Annotated in this window: 15 protein-coding genes; 5 read left to right on the plus strand and 10 right to left on the minus strand. The window is 62.7% G+C overall.

Annotation, left to right across the window (positions count from 1 at the left end):
* Positions 1-67: 67 nt before the first annotated feature.
* Positions 68-1,081, minus strand: coding sequence for a DUF2125 domain-containing protein (locus BLJAPNOD_RS06985; protein WP_077501012.1), 1,014 nt, complete (start codon positions 1,079-1,081; stop codon positions 68-70).
* A 194-nt stretch (positions 1,082-1,275) separates the two neighbouring features.
* On the opposite strand from BLJAPNOD_RS06985, the gene BLJAPNOD_RS06990 reads away from it, so the two are divergent.
* Positions 1,276-1,806: a gamma-glutamylcyclotransferase gene (locus BLJAPNOD_RS06990; protein WP_115419334.1), complete on the plus strand. Its 531-nt coding sequence runs from the start codon at positions 1,276-1,278 to the stop codon at positions 1,804-1,806.
* A gap of 30 nt (positions 1,807-1,836) precedes the next feature.
* Here BLJAPNOD_RS06990 and BLJAPNOD_RS06995 read toward each other — a convergent pair whose 3' ends face one another.
* The 4 genes from BLJAPNOD_RS06995 to ftsE form a co-directional block, all read right to left on the minus strand.
* Entirely contained in the window at positions 1,837-2,628 is a 792-nt protein-coding gene (locus BLJAPNOD_RS06995; RefSeq protein ID WP_115419335.1) for a 1-acyl-sn-glycerol-3-phosphate acyltransferase, read from the minus strand.
* Positions 2,629-2,753: 125 nt separating this feature from the next.
* A complete protein-coding gene (locus tag BLJAPNOD_RS07000; RefSeq protein WP_077501009.1) occupies positions 2,754-3,452 on the minus strand; it encodes a YdcF family protein in 699 nt (232 codons plus the stop codon).
* A 96-nt stretch (positions 3,453-3,548) separates the two neighbouring features.
* Entirely contained in the window at positions 3,549-4,577 is a 1,029-nt protein-coding gene (locus BLJAPNOD_RS07005; protein WP_115419336.1) for an ABC transporter permease, read from the minus strand.
* Entirely contained in the window at positions 4,570-5,229 is a 660-nt protein-coding gene (gene ftsE / locus BLJAPNOD_RS07010; RefSeq protein WP_063934108.1) for a cell division ATP-binding protein FtsE, read from the minus strand. Before ftsE ends, BLJAPNOD_RS07005 begins: the two co-directional genes overlap by 8 nt.
* A gap of 294 nt (positions 5,230-5,523) precedes the next feature.
* On the opposite strand from ftsE, the gene BLJAPNOD_RS07015 reads away from it, so the two are divergent.
* The 3 genes from BLJAPNOD_RS07015 to BLJAPNOD_RS07025 all read left to right on the plus strand — a co-directional run bounded on the left by BLJAPNOD_RS07015 (position 5,524) and on the right by BLJAPNOD_RS07025 (position 7,451).
* Positions 5,524-6,189, plus strand: coding sequence for a hypothetical protein (locus BLJAPNOD_RS07015; RefSeq protein ID WP_115419337.1), 666 nt, complete (start codon positions 5,524-5,526; stop codon positions 6,187-6,189).
* Between the two features lie 63 nt (positions 6,190-6,252).
* Complete coding sequence (hpt, locus tag BLJAPNOD_RS07020) at positions 6,253-6,798, plus strand: hypoxanthine phosphoribosyltransferase (protein WP_025424639.1); 546 nt, start codon at positions 6,253-6,255, stop codon at positions 6,796-6,798.
* Positions 6,799-7,091: 293 nt separating this feature from the next.
* On the plus strand, positions 7,092-7,451 hold the full coding sequence (locus BLJAPNOD_RS07025; protein WP_025424638.1) for a response regulator: 360 nt from the start codon (positions 7,092-7,094) through the stop codon (positions 7,449-7,451).
* Positions 7,452-7,681: 230 nt separating this feature from the next.
* On the opposite strand, the gene BLJAPNOD_RS07030 is transcribed toward BLJAPNOD_RS07025, so the two are convergent.
* The 4 genes from BLJAPNOD_RS07030 to argH all read right to left on the minus strand — a co-directional run bounded on the left by BLJAPNOD_RS07030 (position 7,682) and on the right by argH (position 13,590).
* On the minus strand, positions 7,682-10,303 hold the full coding sequence (locus tag BLJAPNOD_RS07030; protein WP_115419338.1) for a TIGR02302 family protein: 2,622 nt from the start codon (positions 10,301-10,303) through the stop codon (positions 7,682-7,684).
* A gap of 154 nt (positions 10,304-10,457) precedes the next feature.
* Positions 10,458-11,726, minus strand: coding sequence for a diaminopimelate decarboxylase (lysA, locus tag BLJAPNOD_RS07035; RefSeq protein ID WP_077501005.1), 1,269 nt, complete (start codon positions 11,724-11,726; stop codon positions 10,458-10,460).
* Positions 11,727-11,841: 115 nt separating this feature from the next.
* The gene (locus BLJAPNOD_RS07040) at positions 11,842-12,036 is read right to left on the minus strand and encodes a lipoprotein (protein ID WP_077501004.1); all 195 of its coding nucleotides are present in this window, start codon (positions 12,034-12,036) and stop codon (positions 11,842-11,844) included.
* Positions 12,037-12,186: 150 nt separating this feature from the next.
* The gene (gene argH / locus BLJAPNOD_RS07045; RefSeq protein ID WP_115419339.1) at positions 12,187-13,590 is read right to left on the minus strand and encodes an argininosuccinate lyase; all 1,404 of its coding nucleotides are present in this window, start codon (positions 13,588-13,590) and stop codon (positions 12,187-12,189) included.
* 26 nt (positions 13,591-13,616) lie between these two features.
* Here argH and BLJAPNOD_RS07050 point away from each other — a divergent pair, with 26 nt between their 5' ends.
* On the plus strand, positions 13,617-14,288 hold the full coding sequence (locus tag BLJAPNOD_RS07050) for a TlpA disulfide reductase family protein (protein WP_115419340.1): 672 nt from the start codon (positions 13,617-13,619) through the stop codon (positions 14,286-14,288).
* A gap of 74 nt (positions 14,289-14,362) precedes the next feature.
* Here the strand turns inward: BLJAPNOD_RS07050 and BLJAPNOD_RS07055 are convergent, their stop codons facing one another.
* Positions 14,363-15,235, minus strand: coding sequence for a 3-hydroxybutyryl-CoA dehydrogenase (locus tag BLJAPNOD_RS07055; protein WP_077501036.1), 873 nt, complete (start codon positions 15,233-15,235; stop codon positions 14,363-14,365).
* Between the last annotated feature and the right edge of the window lie 239 nt (positions 15,236-15,474).

Raw genomic sequence — 15,474 nt, forward strand, 5'->3', positions numbered from 1 at the left:
TGATCCACGACCCGGGCTTTTTCTATTCCAGCTTCTCCTGCGAATGCCGCAGACAGCGCATCTTCGATCAGAGCGTCGGCAGCACGCCGATCGGGATGAAGGCGAGGAAGGCGGTGCCGTCGCGCACGTTGAGCTTCACTGTCGCCTCGTTCTTGCCGTTGGCAAGCGCCTTCAGCATGTTGGCGGTGTTGTTGACGAGGTTCGCGTCGTCAGGGATGAGCGTGACGAGGTTCTGCCGCCAGGCATCGATGTTGGTCATCGTCAGCGAAAGTTCACCGGAGATCAGCCCCTGGTCGTTGACCGAGAAGGGACCTGACAGCTTGGCGTTCATGCCGGAGCCGAGGTCGAGCGTCATCTGGCGCAGTTCCCCCTTGCTGCCGCGCAGCATGGCCGGCGTCGGGATGCCCGAGCCCAACCAGCTTGCCTTGTCGACGAAGGTAAGGTCGGCGGCGATGTTGGCGGGCGGCGCGAAACTCGCGCCGCTTTCCGGGCGAAGATCGAGCTTGTCGACGCTCAGGGCCGCATCGAGATCGTTGCCGTTGCGCCGCAGATGCATTTCGCCATGGCTTGCTCCGAAACCGAAGCTTTCGCCGGTCACGGGAAGGCGCACGGTGCCGGTCAGGTTGTCATAGGTGAGCGAGCTGCGGTCGAGCCCCGAGAGCGTCGCGCGGACGCTGGCATGCAGCAGCGTCCAGTCAGCCGACACTTTGAGGTCGGGTGACACGCGCAGTTCAGCCGGGCCGTCGAGTTCGATGATCGCGTGTCCAGGCTGGTAGACCTGGGCTGCGGTTCGAAGCGCCCCGAAGGAGGCGGAGGCACCGCGGCGAGTGTCGTCGAGATTGACCTTGTCGCAGAAGAGGCCGATGCGGAAGGGGAAGCCGCGCACATCCATGTTGGTGCATTCACCACCCAGCCCGTTTGCCCGGCCGTCTGCCAGGTGTGCCGTCAGGCGCTTTTCGACCTGGTCGGCCACGACGAACCAGCCGGCGGAATAGGCGGCACAGACGATTACGATGCCGGCGATCAGCCAGCGGAACTTGCGGGCGACCGGCGAGGGATTGGCGACTGCGGTTGCGGTCATGATAGCGCGTACTCCACAAAACTTAAGACCGCGGCCGCCTTTCGGGTGGCGCCGCCGATCCTGCTTATTATCTTTCATTCTATGCACGGGGACGACTTGTCTCTTCCGTGCCGGGATGCTGTGCCGTAGAAAAACCGACATGGCTGACCACCGATGAGCCGACGATTCGGCGACGAGCAGACAGCGCGGATTGAATGACAGTGGATATGGACGAATTTTGGGTCTTTGGCTACGGGTCGCTGATGTGGAACCCGGGCTTCCGGTTCGAGGAAAGATCGACGGCGCGGGCGTTTGGCTATCGCCGGTCGCTCTGCGTGCGCTCGTGGGTCCACCGCGGCACCGAGCAGCGGCCTGGTCTGGTGCTCGGGCTCGACCATGGCGGCTCCTGCATCGGCACGGCCTTTCGCGTCGACGGCAGCGAGAAGGCTGCCGTGGTTGATTATCTGCGCGAGCGCGAGCTGGTCACCCATGTCTACAAGGAAAAGACGATGCCGGTGCAGCTTGCCGACGGGCGGCGCGTCCCGGCGCTGACCTACGTGATCGATCGCGCCCATGTGCAATATGCCGGCGCGCTCAGCGCGCCTGAGGCTGCGGCGATCGTCGCCGTCTCGTCGGGAAAGTCGGGCCCGAACAGCGAATATGTGTTCAACACGCTTGCCCACCTCAAGGAGATGGGCATTCGCGATCATTGGCTCGAAGAAGTCGTGGCGACCCTCAAGATTTAGATCGCCGGGGCGATCGACACGCGGGCGGGATTAGCCGCGGCCCATCACCTTCAGCTCGGCCAGGCGCTGCTTTGCCGTCGGCGGCAGCGGCAGATGCGGGTTGTTGCGGACGGTCTCGATCAGAAGCTCGTCGCTTGCCGTCTCCGTCACCTCGATCAGCCGGGCGAGGAATTCGTCCGGGTCGAGGCCGGCTTCGATCGGTGGCAGCACGCGCACCTTGAAATGACCGGGGAAGCGCAGGAACTTGCGGCGCGGCCAGAACAGGCCGGGATGCATGGCGACCGGCACGACGGGCACATTCAGGTCGCGATAGAGCCGGGCGATGCCATACTTGTAGTGCGGCGGGGCGCCCGGTGGCCGGCGGGTGCCTTCGGGATAGATGATCAGTTCGCGACCGGAGGCCATTTCCTGCTTGGCACGATCCATGACCTCGGTCATGGCGCGGCCGCGGGCGGCCCGGTTCACCGGCACCATGCGCTGCTTGCGGATGTACCAGCCAAAGAGCGGGATCCAGGTCAGTTCGCGCTTGAGAATGAAGAAGGGATCGTTGAGCCACGGCAGGAGCGCATAAACATCCCAGAACGACTGGTGCTTGGGTGCGAAGATGTAGCCGCTCTCGGGGATGTTTTCCAAACCCTCGATCTCGAAGGTCGTGCCGACCATCTTTTCAAGCAGCCAGTGATTGCTGCGCGCCCAGTTCTTCGGAACGAACCAGGCCGTCTTTCGCGAAACCAGAAAATAGGCAGGGGTAAAGACGACCATCTGCAGGATCAGATTGACGTAGAAGACCAGATTGAAAAGGACCGAACGCAGGACGATCATCAGCAGGCTCTCGAGAGGCGAGTTCAGTTATATCCAGCCCGTGGGCCGATGGATCGCTGCGTACACGAATAAAGGCCGCAGGAAAACCGCCCGCTCTCACTTTGCTGATGGAAGCGTGCCGGCGATTATTCTTCGGCGGGCGTCGCCCGCGAGGGAACGGTGCGCAAACCGCTCGCCGGCCGGGCACCGGCCATATCGCGCACGGAGGCGACGGTATATTTGCCGAACTCCAGCAGGATCGATTTCAGCACCATCGGATTGCGCAGCCAGTTCGTCGTCTTGAGATCGGAATTGACGACGGGATAGGCGATGAATTCGGTCTCCGGGCGGGCACGGCGCAGTTCGAGCAGGCTGCGCGGCATGTGGTAATTGTTGGTCACGACGAGCACGCGCTTGTAGCCGCGGTCGCTGATCCACTGGCTCGCCTCGGTGGCATTGCCGATCGTATCGATCGCCTCGTGGCCGATGTCGACACAGCATTTGAAGAGATCGGCCGAGCTTTGCGTGTTGCGCCGGATCTGGCTGCCGGTGGTCGCCGGATGGACGCCCGAAATCAAGAGCCTTTTGCCGGCCCCGGACTTCAACAGATCGACCGCCTGGTCGATGCGCTGGAAGCCGCCGGTCAAGACGACGATGGCTTCCGCCTTTGGGTCTTCGGGCGGCTGCAGCGAGGCGACGGTGTCGGCGAAATTAAGGAAGGCTGCGACGACGATCGCCAACGGCACAAGCAGAATGAAGAACGTCCGGCGGAGAATTTTGCGCAAGGGACCACGGCGTGGGCGTTCCTGCTCGGCTCCGCCCTGCCATTTTCCACCTCCGGCCATCCCGCTCCCGCGAAGTCCTTGCGCCATCATGATTCTCTTCAGATAGCGCCAGATTGCGGCAAGGAATGGATAGAATAAAGGCGAAACATCTGGGCGTCAGCTTTGGTAGGTATCCGTACGTCCGGGGTCGGAGCGGATCAGGTCGATCTCGTAGATCGTGCGGGTTACCGTGAGCCGCGCCGTCAGCGTCGTCAACACCGCAATCACGATCATGATGGCAAGAATGCCGAGATAGCCACCGTAACCGATGGTGAACGTGCCGAAGAGGGCAGTCGCCTGATCCGTTTCCGGCGTCGCCAGCGTGCGGGATTGCCAATAGCCCGCAAGCGCGAAGAACAGCGCTGCCAGCAGCCCGCCGGCGCCGGCGCCCTTGAGGCTTATCCTCAGGAAATGTTTCTGGAATTCCGACGCGACGAACCCGGCCTCGGCGCCGACGAAATGCAGCACTTCGACGATATGGCGGTTTCCCGATAGAGCCCCGCGGGTCGCGAAGATGACGGTCAACACCATGGTCGAGAACACGAGGACAAGAACCCCCGTGCCGATCATCGCCGTCGTATTGGCCATTGCCACCAGGCGGTCGACCCAGGTGCGGTGATCGTCGAGAAAGGCTTGGGGGATGATCTCAGTCAGCGCCTTGCGCATGGCGGCGAAATCGGGCGGGTTGTTTTCATCGATGGTGATGATGACGAGGCGGGGAACCGGCAATTCGTCGAGATCGAGGCCTTCGCCAAGCCAGGGTTCGAGCAGGCGTGCGGTGGCTGCCCGGTCGACGATGTTTCCGCCAGTCGCGCCGCTGAAGGTCAGGGCGAGGTCGCGCGCGTCGGCGAGCGCCTTTTCCATGTCGAGATTGTCGTCCGGCTTGATCTGGATGGTGATCTCGCGGGAAATCTGGCTCTGCCAACTTTGTGCCGTGGCCCGCACCATGCTGACGCCACCGAGCGTCAGACAGGCGAGGAACGACATGATGGCGATGACGCACATCAGCGCGTGGCCGGAGACGTTCGTCGACGGCACGATCGGTCCCATGGGGCGCACGCGCATCTCGGTGCGGCGCGGCTGCTGCTGCGGTTCCGGCGGCTCTTGCGACACCTCGTGGGTGCGTTTGGTGCGGCTCTCACTCATAGATATCGAGCCGCCCCTGCGAAAGGATCATGCGTCGGGCCTCGACCTGATCCATCAGCGACAGATCGTGGGTGGCGATGACGACGGCTGTTCCGAGCCGGTTGAGCTCGAGGAAGAGGTTGAGGAGCCGGCGGGCCATCGGCGGGTCGACGTTGCCGGTCGGCTCGTCGGCAAGCAGGATTTCCGGGCGGTCGATCAGAGCCCGGGCGATCGCGGCGCGCTGCTTCTCACCGCCTGACAGAACCGGCGGCAGCACGTTGATGCGCTCGCCAAGTCCGACCCATTTCAACAGTTCCAGCACGTCGGCGCGGTAGCTCGATTCGTCCTTGCCGCGCACGCGCAAGGGCAGGGCGACATTCTCATAGGTCGTCAGATGGTCGAGCAGGCGAAAATCCTGGAAAACGATGCCGACGCGCCGGCGCAGCATCGGGAATTCTTCGCGCGGGATCGACGAAATGTTGCGGTCGAACATTCGGATCAGGCCGCGCGTCGGCTGCAATGAGAGGAAGAGCAAGCGTAGCAGCGTCGTCTTGCCGGCCCCCGATGGGCCGGTCAGGAACTGGAACGACCGACGCGGAATGTCGAAGGTCAGGTCCCGAAGAATTTCCGGTCCCATACCATAACGCAGTCCGACGTTTTCAAAATGAATCAAAGGGTAGCCCAGTCTCTCTCACGACCCATGCAGTTTTGCCGAAGGCCGGTCATCTGCGCATAGGACGACAAGCAACGAAAGGCAAAACCGCCAGCGGAACCATGGTTAAGCAGCGGTTAATTTTTCATGAAAAGGCGCCGGTTTCGCGACCTCTTTCCGAAGCATTAACCATTTTGGTTTACGTGTCGGAAAGATTTGATGCAATGCCCAGATTCTTGCACCGCGCGGGATCGGCGCATTGCCCGATGGTTTCGCTTGGACGACACACCCGTCCGCGATCCAGGAGGAAAAGCGATGCAGGCATTCCGCACGAAAACGGCTGGCGCCACGGCCTATGCTGATCTGCTTCCGCCGGACCGCGCCCGGCGAGAGCCCGCAACCGCCGCGCGCCGCACCGACTACATCGAGGCCGAGTTCGAGACGGTTTCAACGACCACCCGTCGCAATCCCTATCCGGTTTTCAACGACAGCAAGCAGACCCGACGCCATGCCCCGATCTTGACGGTCGTTCGCGACGAGCAGACCGCGGCAAGGCGCCTGCTGTCCTTCGCCGAGGCGCGGCTGCGCGAGATGCCGGCCCGCCAGTTTGCCGGGCTCGTCGCCGGTTTCGCGCTTGCGGCATTTGCGGGGATTATCGCTCTTTCGACCGGTGACGGTATTGCGCGCGACCCGTTGGCCATCACCGACGTCACCGCCTCGCTCGATTTTTCCGGCGGCATGCGAGTGCTTTCGGTCTACGGCTCGATCGACAATTCCTCCTCCGCCTTGCAGCGCCTGCCGCTGGTCGTGGTGGATGTGATGAGCAATGGCCGCAAGGTCACGGCGACGCGATTGATGCCGGAGGGCGCTGCCATTGCGCCCGGCGAGAGCCGCCGCTTCGTGACCCGGCTTCCATATGCAGGTGGAAAAATGCCGGAAGTGAAGGTTTCCTTCGCCGAAAACGGTGTCTCCGTGCGCTGATTGTGCTAAGCGGGCGCGAAAGGGAAGGCGTCAGTCTTCCGGATGAAACGCTGGAGAAACCGCATGCCCGTCGTTCGCGGAAAGAATATCGAGCCCCTTTACACGGCAGAAACGATCGCCGCACGCAACACCGAGCTTGCCGACATGATCGTCGAAGGTCCCCACAAGGATCTGCTGGTGATTGCGGTGCTGAAGGGCTCGTTCATCTTTGCCGCAGACCTGATCCGCGCCATGCACAACACCGGGCTTGCACCTGAGGTCGAGTTCATCACGCTGTCGAGCTACGGGCTCGGCACGGTCTCCCAGGGCGTGAAGATCATCAAGGACATCGACAGCGACGTGCATGGCCGCGACGTGCTCCTGATCGACGATATCCTCGAATCCGGGCGCACCCTGCGTTTCGCCAAGGAACTGATGTACGAGCGCGGCGCACGCAACGTCACGATCGCGGTGCTGCTCGACAAGCGCGTCAAGCGCAAGGTCGAGCTTGAGGCTGATTATGTCGGCTTCGAATGCCCTGACCATTTCGTCGTCGGCTACGGCATGGACGTGGCCTATGCATTCCGCGAATTGCCGTTCGTCGGCGTTGTCACCGGCGACGCCGAGTAAAAGGCGACAGTAGGCAGCGCTGCGGCATCTGAGATCGTAGCGCTGCAGCAACCTCCGGGATCGTCCGGAACCGGTCCTGACAATCCGACATTCCGAAATCCAGCCGCCCGGCGTTTACCGAACACAAAGAAAAAGCTGGTTGTTTGGGGGCGTGTCGCGCTTCGTCCCCTCAAAGGTTTTGCGCGCCGCTGCGGCCTGCCGTCACATTTCTCGTGAGCGTTGCCGTATCCATTGGAATGGGCCGGTCTCTCCGCGATAGAGCCGTGCCGTCGCAGCGAACGCGGGAGGCCATGATGGCGAAGATCCTGATTACCGAGGACGAGGATGCATTGCGCTCGTTCGTCGCGCGGGCCCTGAGGCTCGATGGGCATGAGACCGTGGAGGCCGGAGACGGCGCAGACGGACTTGCCTGCCTGCAGACCGAGAATTTCGATCTGCTTCTGTCGGACATCCGCATGCCCGTGATGGATGGTATCGAGTTGACCCACCAGGCATCCGCCGCCTTTCCGGCGATGAAGATCCTGCTGATGACCGGTTACGCCGAGCAACGTGAACGGGCCGACGATCTCGCTGACAAGATCGTCGACGTCATCTCCAAACCCTTTTCCCTGCCGGATATCCGCAAGGCCGTGGCACTGGCGCTTGCTGCCTGACGACCCTGTCCCTCGACCCGATTGCGTGTGGTGCGTTGGAGGTCCGCTGCATGTTTCCTTAAATCCTATCCGGTTTAAGGATAAAAACATGCAGCAATTCAAAGTGCTGCAGCGACCTTTGCGCGTCTGATAAGACGCGGGCGCTGCAGCGATCTGACAAATTGAAGACGCCCTTGGCGCGCTTCCGCGCCAAGGGCGTTGTCGTTTCCGGCTCTTTTGCTGAGCGACGGTCAGCGCATGTCGAGCAATCGCTCGAGATACTGCCGCTCGGCTTCCGGCGACAGGGTGTTGCCGAGCCGGCGGCGGATCTCGTCGAGAATCTCGCGCGCCCGCTGGGTATCGATTTCATCCGGCACCTTGACCTGGTCGCCGAAATCAGGGCCGGCATTCTGCTGGCGTCGACCGAGCGGATCGCGGCCGTTCTGGCCATATTGCGGCACGCCCTGACCGGGACCCTGTCCCTGGGCCTGCATCTGGTTCATCATGTCCTGGGCGCCTTCGCGCAACGCCTGCAGTGCGCGGCCCTGGCTGCCGACGGCCGGTTCGCCCTGGCCCTTGCCAAGCGACCCGGATGCGCCGTCCATCTCCCGCTTGGCGTCGCCGAAACCCTTCCCAGGCTTGATGCCGAGGCTCTCCAGCCCCTTCTGCAGTTCGCCGAGTTGTTTGCCCAATGCGTCCTGCTGCTGCTTCAGCTGCTTCAGCGCCTCCTTCAGCTGCTCGGCCGTCATGTCGTCAAGCGGGTTTGGCTCGCCGTTTTCGTCACCGCGCTGGCCCGGATCCTGTGGCATCTCCTGACCGTAAAGCTCGTTGTCTTCGCCCTGCAGCGGGTCGCCGCGCTGCATGCGGTCGCGCTGCGCCTGGTCGAGCTTGAACGTCTCGTCCATCAGCCGTTGCTGCTCCTGCATCAGCTGGCCGAGCTTGTCCATCTGCTGGCGCATGGCGCTGTTCTGTTCGCCCTGCTGCTGTTGGCCGCGGCCGGCCTGCAGGTTGTTCATCATCCGCTGAAGCTCGGACAGCATCTGGCGGGCCTGATCGCGTGCGCCCGAGCGTGCCAGGTTCTCGATCTGGTTCATCATCTTTTCCAGATCCTGCTGACGCAGAACATTGTTCTGATCCGGATTGGCGGCCATGCGCGGGTTTTTCGCCGCCTCCTTGGCAAGCGCCTGCATGTACTCCTGCATCGCTTCGCGCAGTTCCTTCATCAGCTTGGCGATTTCCTCGTCGGGCGCGTTGCGCTCGAGTGCGTCCGAGAGCGCCTGCTGTGCATCGCGCAGGCGACGGTCGGCAAGCGACAGATCGCCGTCTTCGATGCCAAGCGCGATTTCCCAAAGATGCTTGGCGGCGTCGCGAAGCATATCGTCGTTGTGCGCCAGCGCCATGCGTGAGCGGGCCGATTTCAACAGCAGGAAATGGGTGAGATTGGGGATCGCTTCCTCGGCGAAACTGGCGATCGCGTCATTGAGATCGATGGCGCGCGGCAGATCGTTGGCGTTGAGCGCGAAGACCTGGCGCTGTTCGGCGACGGAACCTGCCAAGGGGTTGAAGAATTGCCGTGCCGGCAGGATCATGTCCTGTGGCACGCTGCGCCCTTCCTGTCCGGCGGCATCGCGGGCAACGAGCGTGATGCGAACGCGCTTGCCGGCGAGCGGATGTTCACTGAGGTTGCGGCTGGTCGTGCCCTTGGCCTCGCGGGCATTGCGACGTGGCAGATCGAGCCGGTATTCGGGAAGCGGATAAAGCGTCCGTGCGTCCTTCACAGGCTCGTCCAGCGGTTTGATCTCGGCCCAGGCCTGCGCAATGCCGTAGTCGTCGGATGCGAGGAAGGTGATGTCGAGCGACGCGTTGGGCGTGGGCTTCGGCAGGCCGTCAAAGGCGATCTGCGGCACGCTGTCGGGCGTGATCTTGAACGTCCACTTCTGACCACCGACCGAGAGTTCGCCGTCCTTGACGATCTTGTAGAGATGGTTGCGCACCGCATTGCTGTCGGGTGCCTTCTGGGCGGCCGACTCCGCTGCCGCGACCTTTTCGTCGGGCTTTTCGCTGGCCGTCGGGATGATGATCGGCTCTGCAGCTCCGTCTTCCGAATAACGGACAGTCTCTTCCGTGCCGGCGCCGGTGACGCGCACGGTCAGGTCGCTGAACTGTGGAACGGTGATTGCAGCCGCTTCGTCGGCCGGGGAAGCGACGCCCTGGCGGCCGGTGAGGAAGACGGGCGCCCGCCCGGTATAGGCGGGCGGCGTCACCCAGGCGTCGACCCGGATGTCAGCGACTTCGCTTGTTGCCTGGGGCAAGTGGAAGGCGTCCGAGAGCAACCCTGCCCGGTTGGAATAGGAATAGGCGAAGGCGACGCAGGCGATCAGGACCGGCAGTGCGCGCAGCGCGAAAGGGTCGTGACGGGCAATGTCGGGGCGCGGCAGCCCCGTGTCGAGCGCCCGGATCATGCCCGCCATGCGCGTCTGGTGTTCGCGCCACAGCGCCTCGCCGAAGGCGCCGCCGGTTGCCGGCATGTCGTCCTGGACGCGGATTGCCTGGTGCGGCAGGTCGTTGCGCTCCTCCAGCATGCGGTCGGCATCGACATTGCCAGGCAATCTCAACCGGGTCAGTGGAGCGAGAGAAGCGATGAAGGCGACGAGAAAGCCCAGGAGCAGGGCCACATGCAGCCAAAGTGGGGCAATGCGGAAGAGGCCGAGCCAGGCAGTGGATAGAAACAGCAACGAGATCGACGCGGGAACGAGGGCGCGCGGCAAAACCTGCTCGGCGGTCAGGACCGCCCGTGCGACACATCTCTTCAGTGCCAGCGTTCTGGCAAACGACTTCGGTTGTGGCGTTTCATCCTGCCGGAATTGCGTCATCCGCCCAAGTTCCCTTTCGGCCGCTCATGACCGCTCGTGACCGACCTATTGAGTGATCAGGATAACATCGTTTGTGGCGAAGACGAGGGCGACAACAAAATCGTGATCGCCCGCGCGGGCGATCCACAGATCATCGTCCGATGCGAAACGTTGCTCAGTCGAGCCAGTCCGGGACGGAATCGAGCCCGATCAGGTCGTCGTAGCTCTGGCGCGGCCGGATCACGTGGAAACGATCGCCCTTGACCAGCACTTCCGGGATCAGCAGCCGGCTGTTGTAGGTGCTGGCCTGGACTGCGCCATAGGCGCCGGCCGAGCTGATGGCGAAGAGATCGCCCGGCTTCGGCATGGCCATCTCGCGGTCGAGCGCCAGGTAATCGCCCGTCTCGCACACCGGGCCGACGACGTCGGCCTTGATGCGGGGAGCATTGGCAGCCGAGATACGGACCGGCCTGATCTCGTGGTAGGCTTCATAGAGCGTCGGGCGGATCAGGTCGTTCATGGCGCCATCAACGATGACGAAGGTCTTGTCGCCGCCGTCCTTGACGTAGATGACCTCGGTCACGAGGATACCGGCATTGCCGACGATCAGGCGGCCCGGCTCCGTGACGATCTTGCAGCCGAGCGATTGCAGCTGGTTCTTGACGATGTCGGCATAGGCGTCGGGCAGTGGCGGCGGATTGTTGTCTTCCTTGTAGGGAATGCCGAGACCACCGCCGATGTCGACGTGATCGATCGCATGGCCGTCGCTGCGCAGGGTGTCGACCAGCTCGCGCAAGAGCTTGAAGGCGTCGTCGAAGGGCTGCAGTTCGGTGATCTGGCTGCCGATATGCATGTCGATACCGGTGACCTGAATGCCCGGCAGCGTTGCGGCATGGGCGTAGACGGCGCGGGCGCGCTCCCACGAAATGCCGAACTTGTTTTCCTTCTTGCCGGTCGAGATCTTCGAATGGGTGCGCGCGTCGACATCCGGATTGATGCGGAAGGACACGTGCGCACGCTTGCCGGCGCGAACGGCGCGCTGGTTCAGGACCTCGAGTTCCGGTTCGGACTCGACGTTGAAGCAGTAGATGCCCGCTTCGAGCGCCAGATCCATTTCGTTCGGGGTCTTGCCGACGCCCGAAAACATGATGCGGCTTGCCGGAATGCCGGCGGCCAGCGCGCGGCGCAGTTCACCGCCGGACACGACGTCGACGCCGGCGCCGAGGCGCGCGAGCGTCTTCAGCACCGCCTGGTTCGAATTGGCCTTCATGGCGTAGCAGACCATCGCATCGACGTCGGCAAAGGCCTTGGAGAAGACCTTGTAGTGCCGCTCGAGCGTTGCGGTCGAATAACAGTAGAAGGGCGTTCCGACGGCACGGGCGATGTCGGTCACCGGCACGTCTTCGGCGTAGAGGATTCCGTCGCGGTATTCGAAATGATTCACGGGGCTTGGCTCGGCTTAGAGCATTTCCAGGAAAAGTGCGAAGCGGTTTTCCGTCCGGAAATGCGTTGAAACAAAGAGATAGAGCGTTTCTACACTCCGTTTGAACCGGAAGGCTCTAGAGGAGGGGATCGAGCAGGAAACGGCGGTCGTCCGCCTGTTCTTTCTTTTCGACGGTTCCGGCAGGGGTCAAGGTGTTGATCGGCGCCGTCGAGCCGGGTCGGTCGAGGTCGCCCTTGCGTCCACAACCGGCAAGAACCAGCCCGGGGATCGCCAGAAGAAGCGCAAACCGGGCCGCCTTCGTGAATGTCATCGTGATTTTCCTTCGCGGAGACTGATGCTGGTGCGATGTCTTATCGATTTTTCCGGCGCTTGTGCACCCTGATTCTGCGACGTCTTTCAGGCGCTTGCGCTGCCGGCGGTCGTTATCCCGAAACCGCCGCGCAGTTTCGGGAGACAAGCATCAGTTGCGGGCGCGCCACCAGGCGATCTGCTTGCGAACCTCGTTCGGAGCTGTACCGCCGAAGGAGGTGCGGCTGGCAACCGAGGCCTCGACGGTCAGTACATCGAACACCTTTGCGGTGATCTGGGGATGGATCGACTGCAGGTCTTCGAGCGAGAGATCGGCGAGGTCGCAGTTCTTCTGCTCGGCCAGTGCGACGGCACGGCCGGTGACGTGGTGTGCGTCGCGGAAGGGCAGGCCCGCTTCGCGCACCAGCCAGTCGGCAAGGTCGGTCGCGGTGGAGTAACCGGAGCCGGCAGCCGCCTTCATCCGGTCGGCCCGGATGGTCATGTCGCGCACCATGCCGGTCATGGCGGCAACAGCGAGTTCGAGGCTCTCGGCGGCGTCGAAGACCTGCTCCTTGTCTTCCTGCATGTCCTTGGAATAGGCGAGCGGCAGGCCCTTCATGACGGTGAGGAGCGCGATCAGCGAGCCGTTGATGCGGCCGGTCTTGGCGCGCACCAGTTCGGCAGCATCGGGGTTCTTCTTCTGCGGCATGATCGACGAGCCGGTCGAAAACGCGTCGGAGAGGCGGATGAAGCCGAATTGCGGCGTCGACCAGATGACGATCTCTTCGGCCAGGCGCGACAGATGCGTGGCGGCGATCGCGGCGATCGACAGGAATTCGAGCGCGAAATCGCGGTCGGAAACCGTATCGATCGAGTTGCGGGTGGGGCCGGCAAAGCCGAGTGCGCTTGCGGTCATGTGACGGTCGATCGGGAAACCGGTGCCGGCAAGGGCGGCAGCACCGATCGGGCTTTCGTCCATGTGCTCGATGGCGTGACGCACGCGCGAGCGGTCGCGGCCGATCATTTCGACATAGGCCATGCAGTGATGGCCGAAGGTGACGGGCTGGGCCGTCTGCAGATGGGTGAAGCCGGGCATGACGGTCTCGGCATGTTCCTCGGCGCGGTCGAGGAAGGCGGCGATCAGGCCGGTCAGCGCCTTCTCGGTCCGCTGCAGTTCTTCCTTGACCCAGAGGCGGAAGTCGAGCGCAACCTGGTCGTTGCGCGAACGGGCGGTGTGCAGCCGGCCAGCCGCAGGCCCGATCAGGGTCGCAAGCCGCGCCTCGATGTTCATATGGATGTCTTCGAGGCGGCGCGAGAATTCGAACTGGCCGCTTTCGATTTCTGACAGGATCGTGTTGAGACCGTGAACGATCTTGTCTTTGTCCTCAGCCGAAATGATGCCTTGATGCGCAAGCATGGTCGCATGCGCTATTGAGCCGCGGATGTCTTGGCCATAGAGCTTCTTGTCGAAGCCGATCGAGGCATTTATCTCCTCCATGATCGCGTCCGGGCCCGAGGCGAAGCGACCGCCCCACATCTGGTTGGAGGATTTCGTCTCGGAATTGCCGTCAGCCATGAAGAATGCCCGCCTTGGAGAATGAAATGCCCGACCAGAAGAAATCCCCCCCGGCCGTGAAATTGTTCGCGCTCGCCGCCGTCTTCGGCGTGATCGTCGGTGCGGCTGCGGTATACGTGAAGGAGACGGGGTCTGGCAATGCCGAGACGACCGAAACGGCAAGCGCGAGCTGCCCGTTTACCGGCGAAAAGGTCGCCTCGCTGACACCGTTCATGAAGGGGCAGGTGGCGGCGATGTCGCCGGCGGCATCGCCGCGCCCGATCGCGCTCGATTTCAACGATCCGCAGGGCAAGCCGACGACGGTTGCCGCCTTTGCCGGCAAGACGCTGCTCGTCAATCTCTGGGCCACCTGGTGCGGTCCCTGCCGCGAGGAGATGCCAGCGCTGAATGCGCTGCAGAAGTCTCTCGGCAGCGACAAGTTCGAGGTCGTCGCAATCAACATCGATGTCGGCGACGACGAAAAGCCGAAGGCCTTCCTCAACGAGACCGCAGTCCATGACCTTCGCTACTATCGGGATGCATCGATGGGCGTCTTCAACAATCTGAAGAAGGAAGGTCTTGCCTTTGGCCTGCCGGCAACTTTGCTGCTCGACGACAAGGGATGCCTGATCGGCTCGATGAATGGCCCAGCCGCCTGGGACAGCGACGATGCAAAGGCATTGATCCGCGCGGCAATCGCGCCTGCTGCCGGCAGCTGAGCGACTCGACGTCACCGTCTTAAAACAGAAAAACCCGGCATTTCGCCGGGCTTTGAATTTCGGAGATGGGTCGATTAGCGGGTCGGCACCGGTACTTCGCCGCGGTAGTCGTAGAAGCCGCGTCCGGACTTGCGGCCGAGCCAGCCGGCTTCGACGTATTTTACCAAGAGCGGGCAGGGGCGATACTTCGAGTCCGCCAGGCCGTCGTGCAGGACCTGCATGATCGATAGGCAGGTGTCGAGGCCGATGAAGTCGGCAAGCTGCAACGGACCCATCGGGTGATTGGCGCCGAGCCTCATGGCGGTGTCGATCGCCTCGACCGTGCCGACGCCCTCATAGAGCGTGTAGATCGCTTCGTTGATCATCGGCAGCAGGATGCGGTTGACGATGAAGGCCGGGAAGTCTTCGGCGACGGTCACGGTCTTGTCGAGCGTGCCGACGAACTCCTTGGCGGCCTTGAACGTGCCTTCGTCGGTGGCGATGCCGCGCACCAGCTCGACCAGCTTCATGACCGGAACAGGGTTCATGAAGTGGATGCCCATGAACTTTTCCGGGCGGTCGGTGGCCGATGCCAGGCGGGTGATCGACAGCGACGACGTGTTGGTCGCCAGCAGCGCTTCCGGCTTCATCACAGGACATACCTGGCCGTAGATCTTGCGCTTGATGGTTTCGTCTTCGGTGACCGCCTCGATGACGAGGTCCACCTGCGATAGGTCGTTGATGTCGGAGGAACCCTTGATCAGCGCCAGCGCGCTCTTGCGGGCCTCGTCGGTCATCTTGCCGGAGGACACCTGACGGGCAAGGTTGCCGTTGACGGTGGCCAAGCCTGCCTCGATGCGATCAGCGGCAAGATCGTAGATCTGCACCTTGTATCCGGCCATGGCCGAAACATGCGCAATGCCGCAGCCCATTTGCCCGGCACCAATAACTCCGACCGTCTTGATCATCGCGGCGAACATCCATCTTCAAGAATTTTGGCGGCTTTGCCACCTTCACGTACGAAAATACCGGGCCGGTCTGACCGGCCCGGTAGATTGTTAATGCCAAGTCCGCGCTTTTGCCAGCCCTTTTCCTGGGGGTCTGGCAGTGCGGTTGGCGAATGGTTACAGCGCCTTTTCGAGCTCCGGCAGGGCTTCGAACAGGTCGGCGACGAGGCCGTAGTCGGCGACCTGGAAGATCGGTGCCT

Origin of the sequence: Ensifer sp. M14 (assembly GCF_003355565.1) — a bacterium.
Lineage (GTDB): Bacteria > Pseudomonadota > Alphaproteobacteria > Rhizobiales > Rhizobiaceae > Ensifer.

What these genes read in the sequence shown, in the direction of transcription:
- BLJAPNOD_RS07050 (WP_115419340.1), top strand. Translation starts at nt 13,617, where the DNA reads ATGCCCGACCAGAAGAAATCCCCCCCGGCCGTGAAATTGTTCGCGCTC.
- BLJAPNOD_RS06985 (WP_077501012.1), bottom strand. Translation starts at nt 1,081, where the DNA reads ATGACCGCAACCGCAGTCGCCAATCCCTCGCCGGTCGCCCGCAAGTTC.
- BLJAPNOD_RS07005 (WP_115419336.1), bottom strand. Translation starts at nt 4,577, where the DNA reads ATGAGTGAGAGCCGCACCAAACGCACCCACGAGGTGTCGCAAGAGCCG.
- BLJAPNOD_RS07040 (WP_077501004.1), bottom strand. Translation starts at nt 12,036, where the DNA reads ATGACATTCACGAAGGCGGCCCGGTTTGCGCTTCTTCTGGCGATCCCC.
- BLJAPNOD_RS07015 (WP_115419337.1), top strand. Translation starts at nt 5,524, where the DNA reads ATGCAGGCATTCCGCACGAAAACGGCTGGCGCCACGGCCTATGCTGAT.
- hpt (WP_025424639.1), top strand. Translation starts at nt 6,253, where the DNA reads ATGCCCGTCGTTCGCGGAAAGAATATCGAGCCCCTTTACACGGCAGAA.
- BLJAPNOD_RS07025 (WP_025424638.1), top strand. Translation starts at nt 7,092, where the DNA reads ATGGCGAAGATCCTGATTACCGAGGACGAGGATGCATTGCGCTCGTTC.
- BLJAPNOD_RS06995 (WP_115419335.1), bottom strand. Translation starts at nt 2,628, where the DNA reads ATGATCGTCCTGCGTTCGGTCCTTTTCAATCTGGTCTTCTACGTCAAT.
- BLJAPNOD_RS06990 (WP_115419334.1), top strand. Translation starts at nt 1,276, where the DNA reads ATGACAGTGGATATGGACGAATTTTGGGTCTTTGGCTACGGGTCGCTG.
- argH (WP_115419339.1), bottom strand. Translation starts at nt 13,590, where the DNA reads ATGGCTGACGGCAATTCCGAGACGAAATCCTCCAACCAGATGTGGGGC.
- BLJAPNOD_RS07030 (WP_115419338.1), bottom strand. Translation starts at nt 10,303, where the DNA reads ATGACGCAATTCCGGCAGGATGAAACGCCACAACCGAAGTCGTTTGCC.
- BLJAPNOD_RS07055 (WP_077501036.1), bottom strand. Translation starts at nt 15,235, where the DNA reads ATGATCAAGACGGTCGGAGTTATTGGTGCCGGGCAAATGGGCTGCGGC.
- BLJAPNOD_RS07000 (WP_077501009.1), bottom strand. Translation starts at nt 3,452, where the DNA reads ATGGCCGGAGGTGGAAAATGGCAGGGCGGAGCCGAGCAGGAACGCCCA.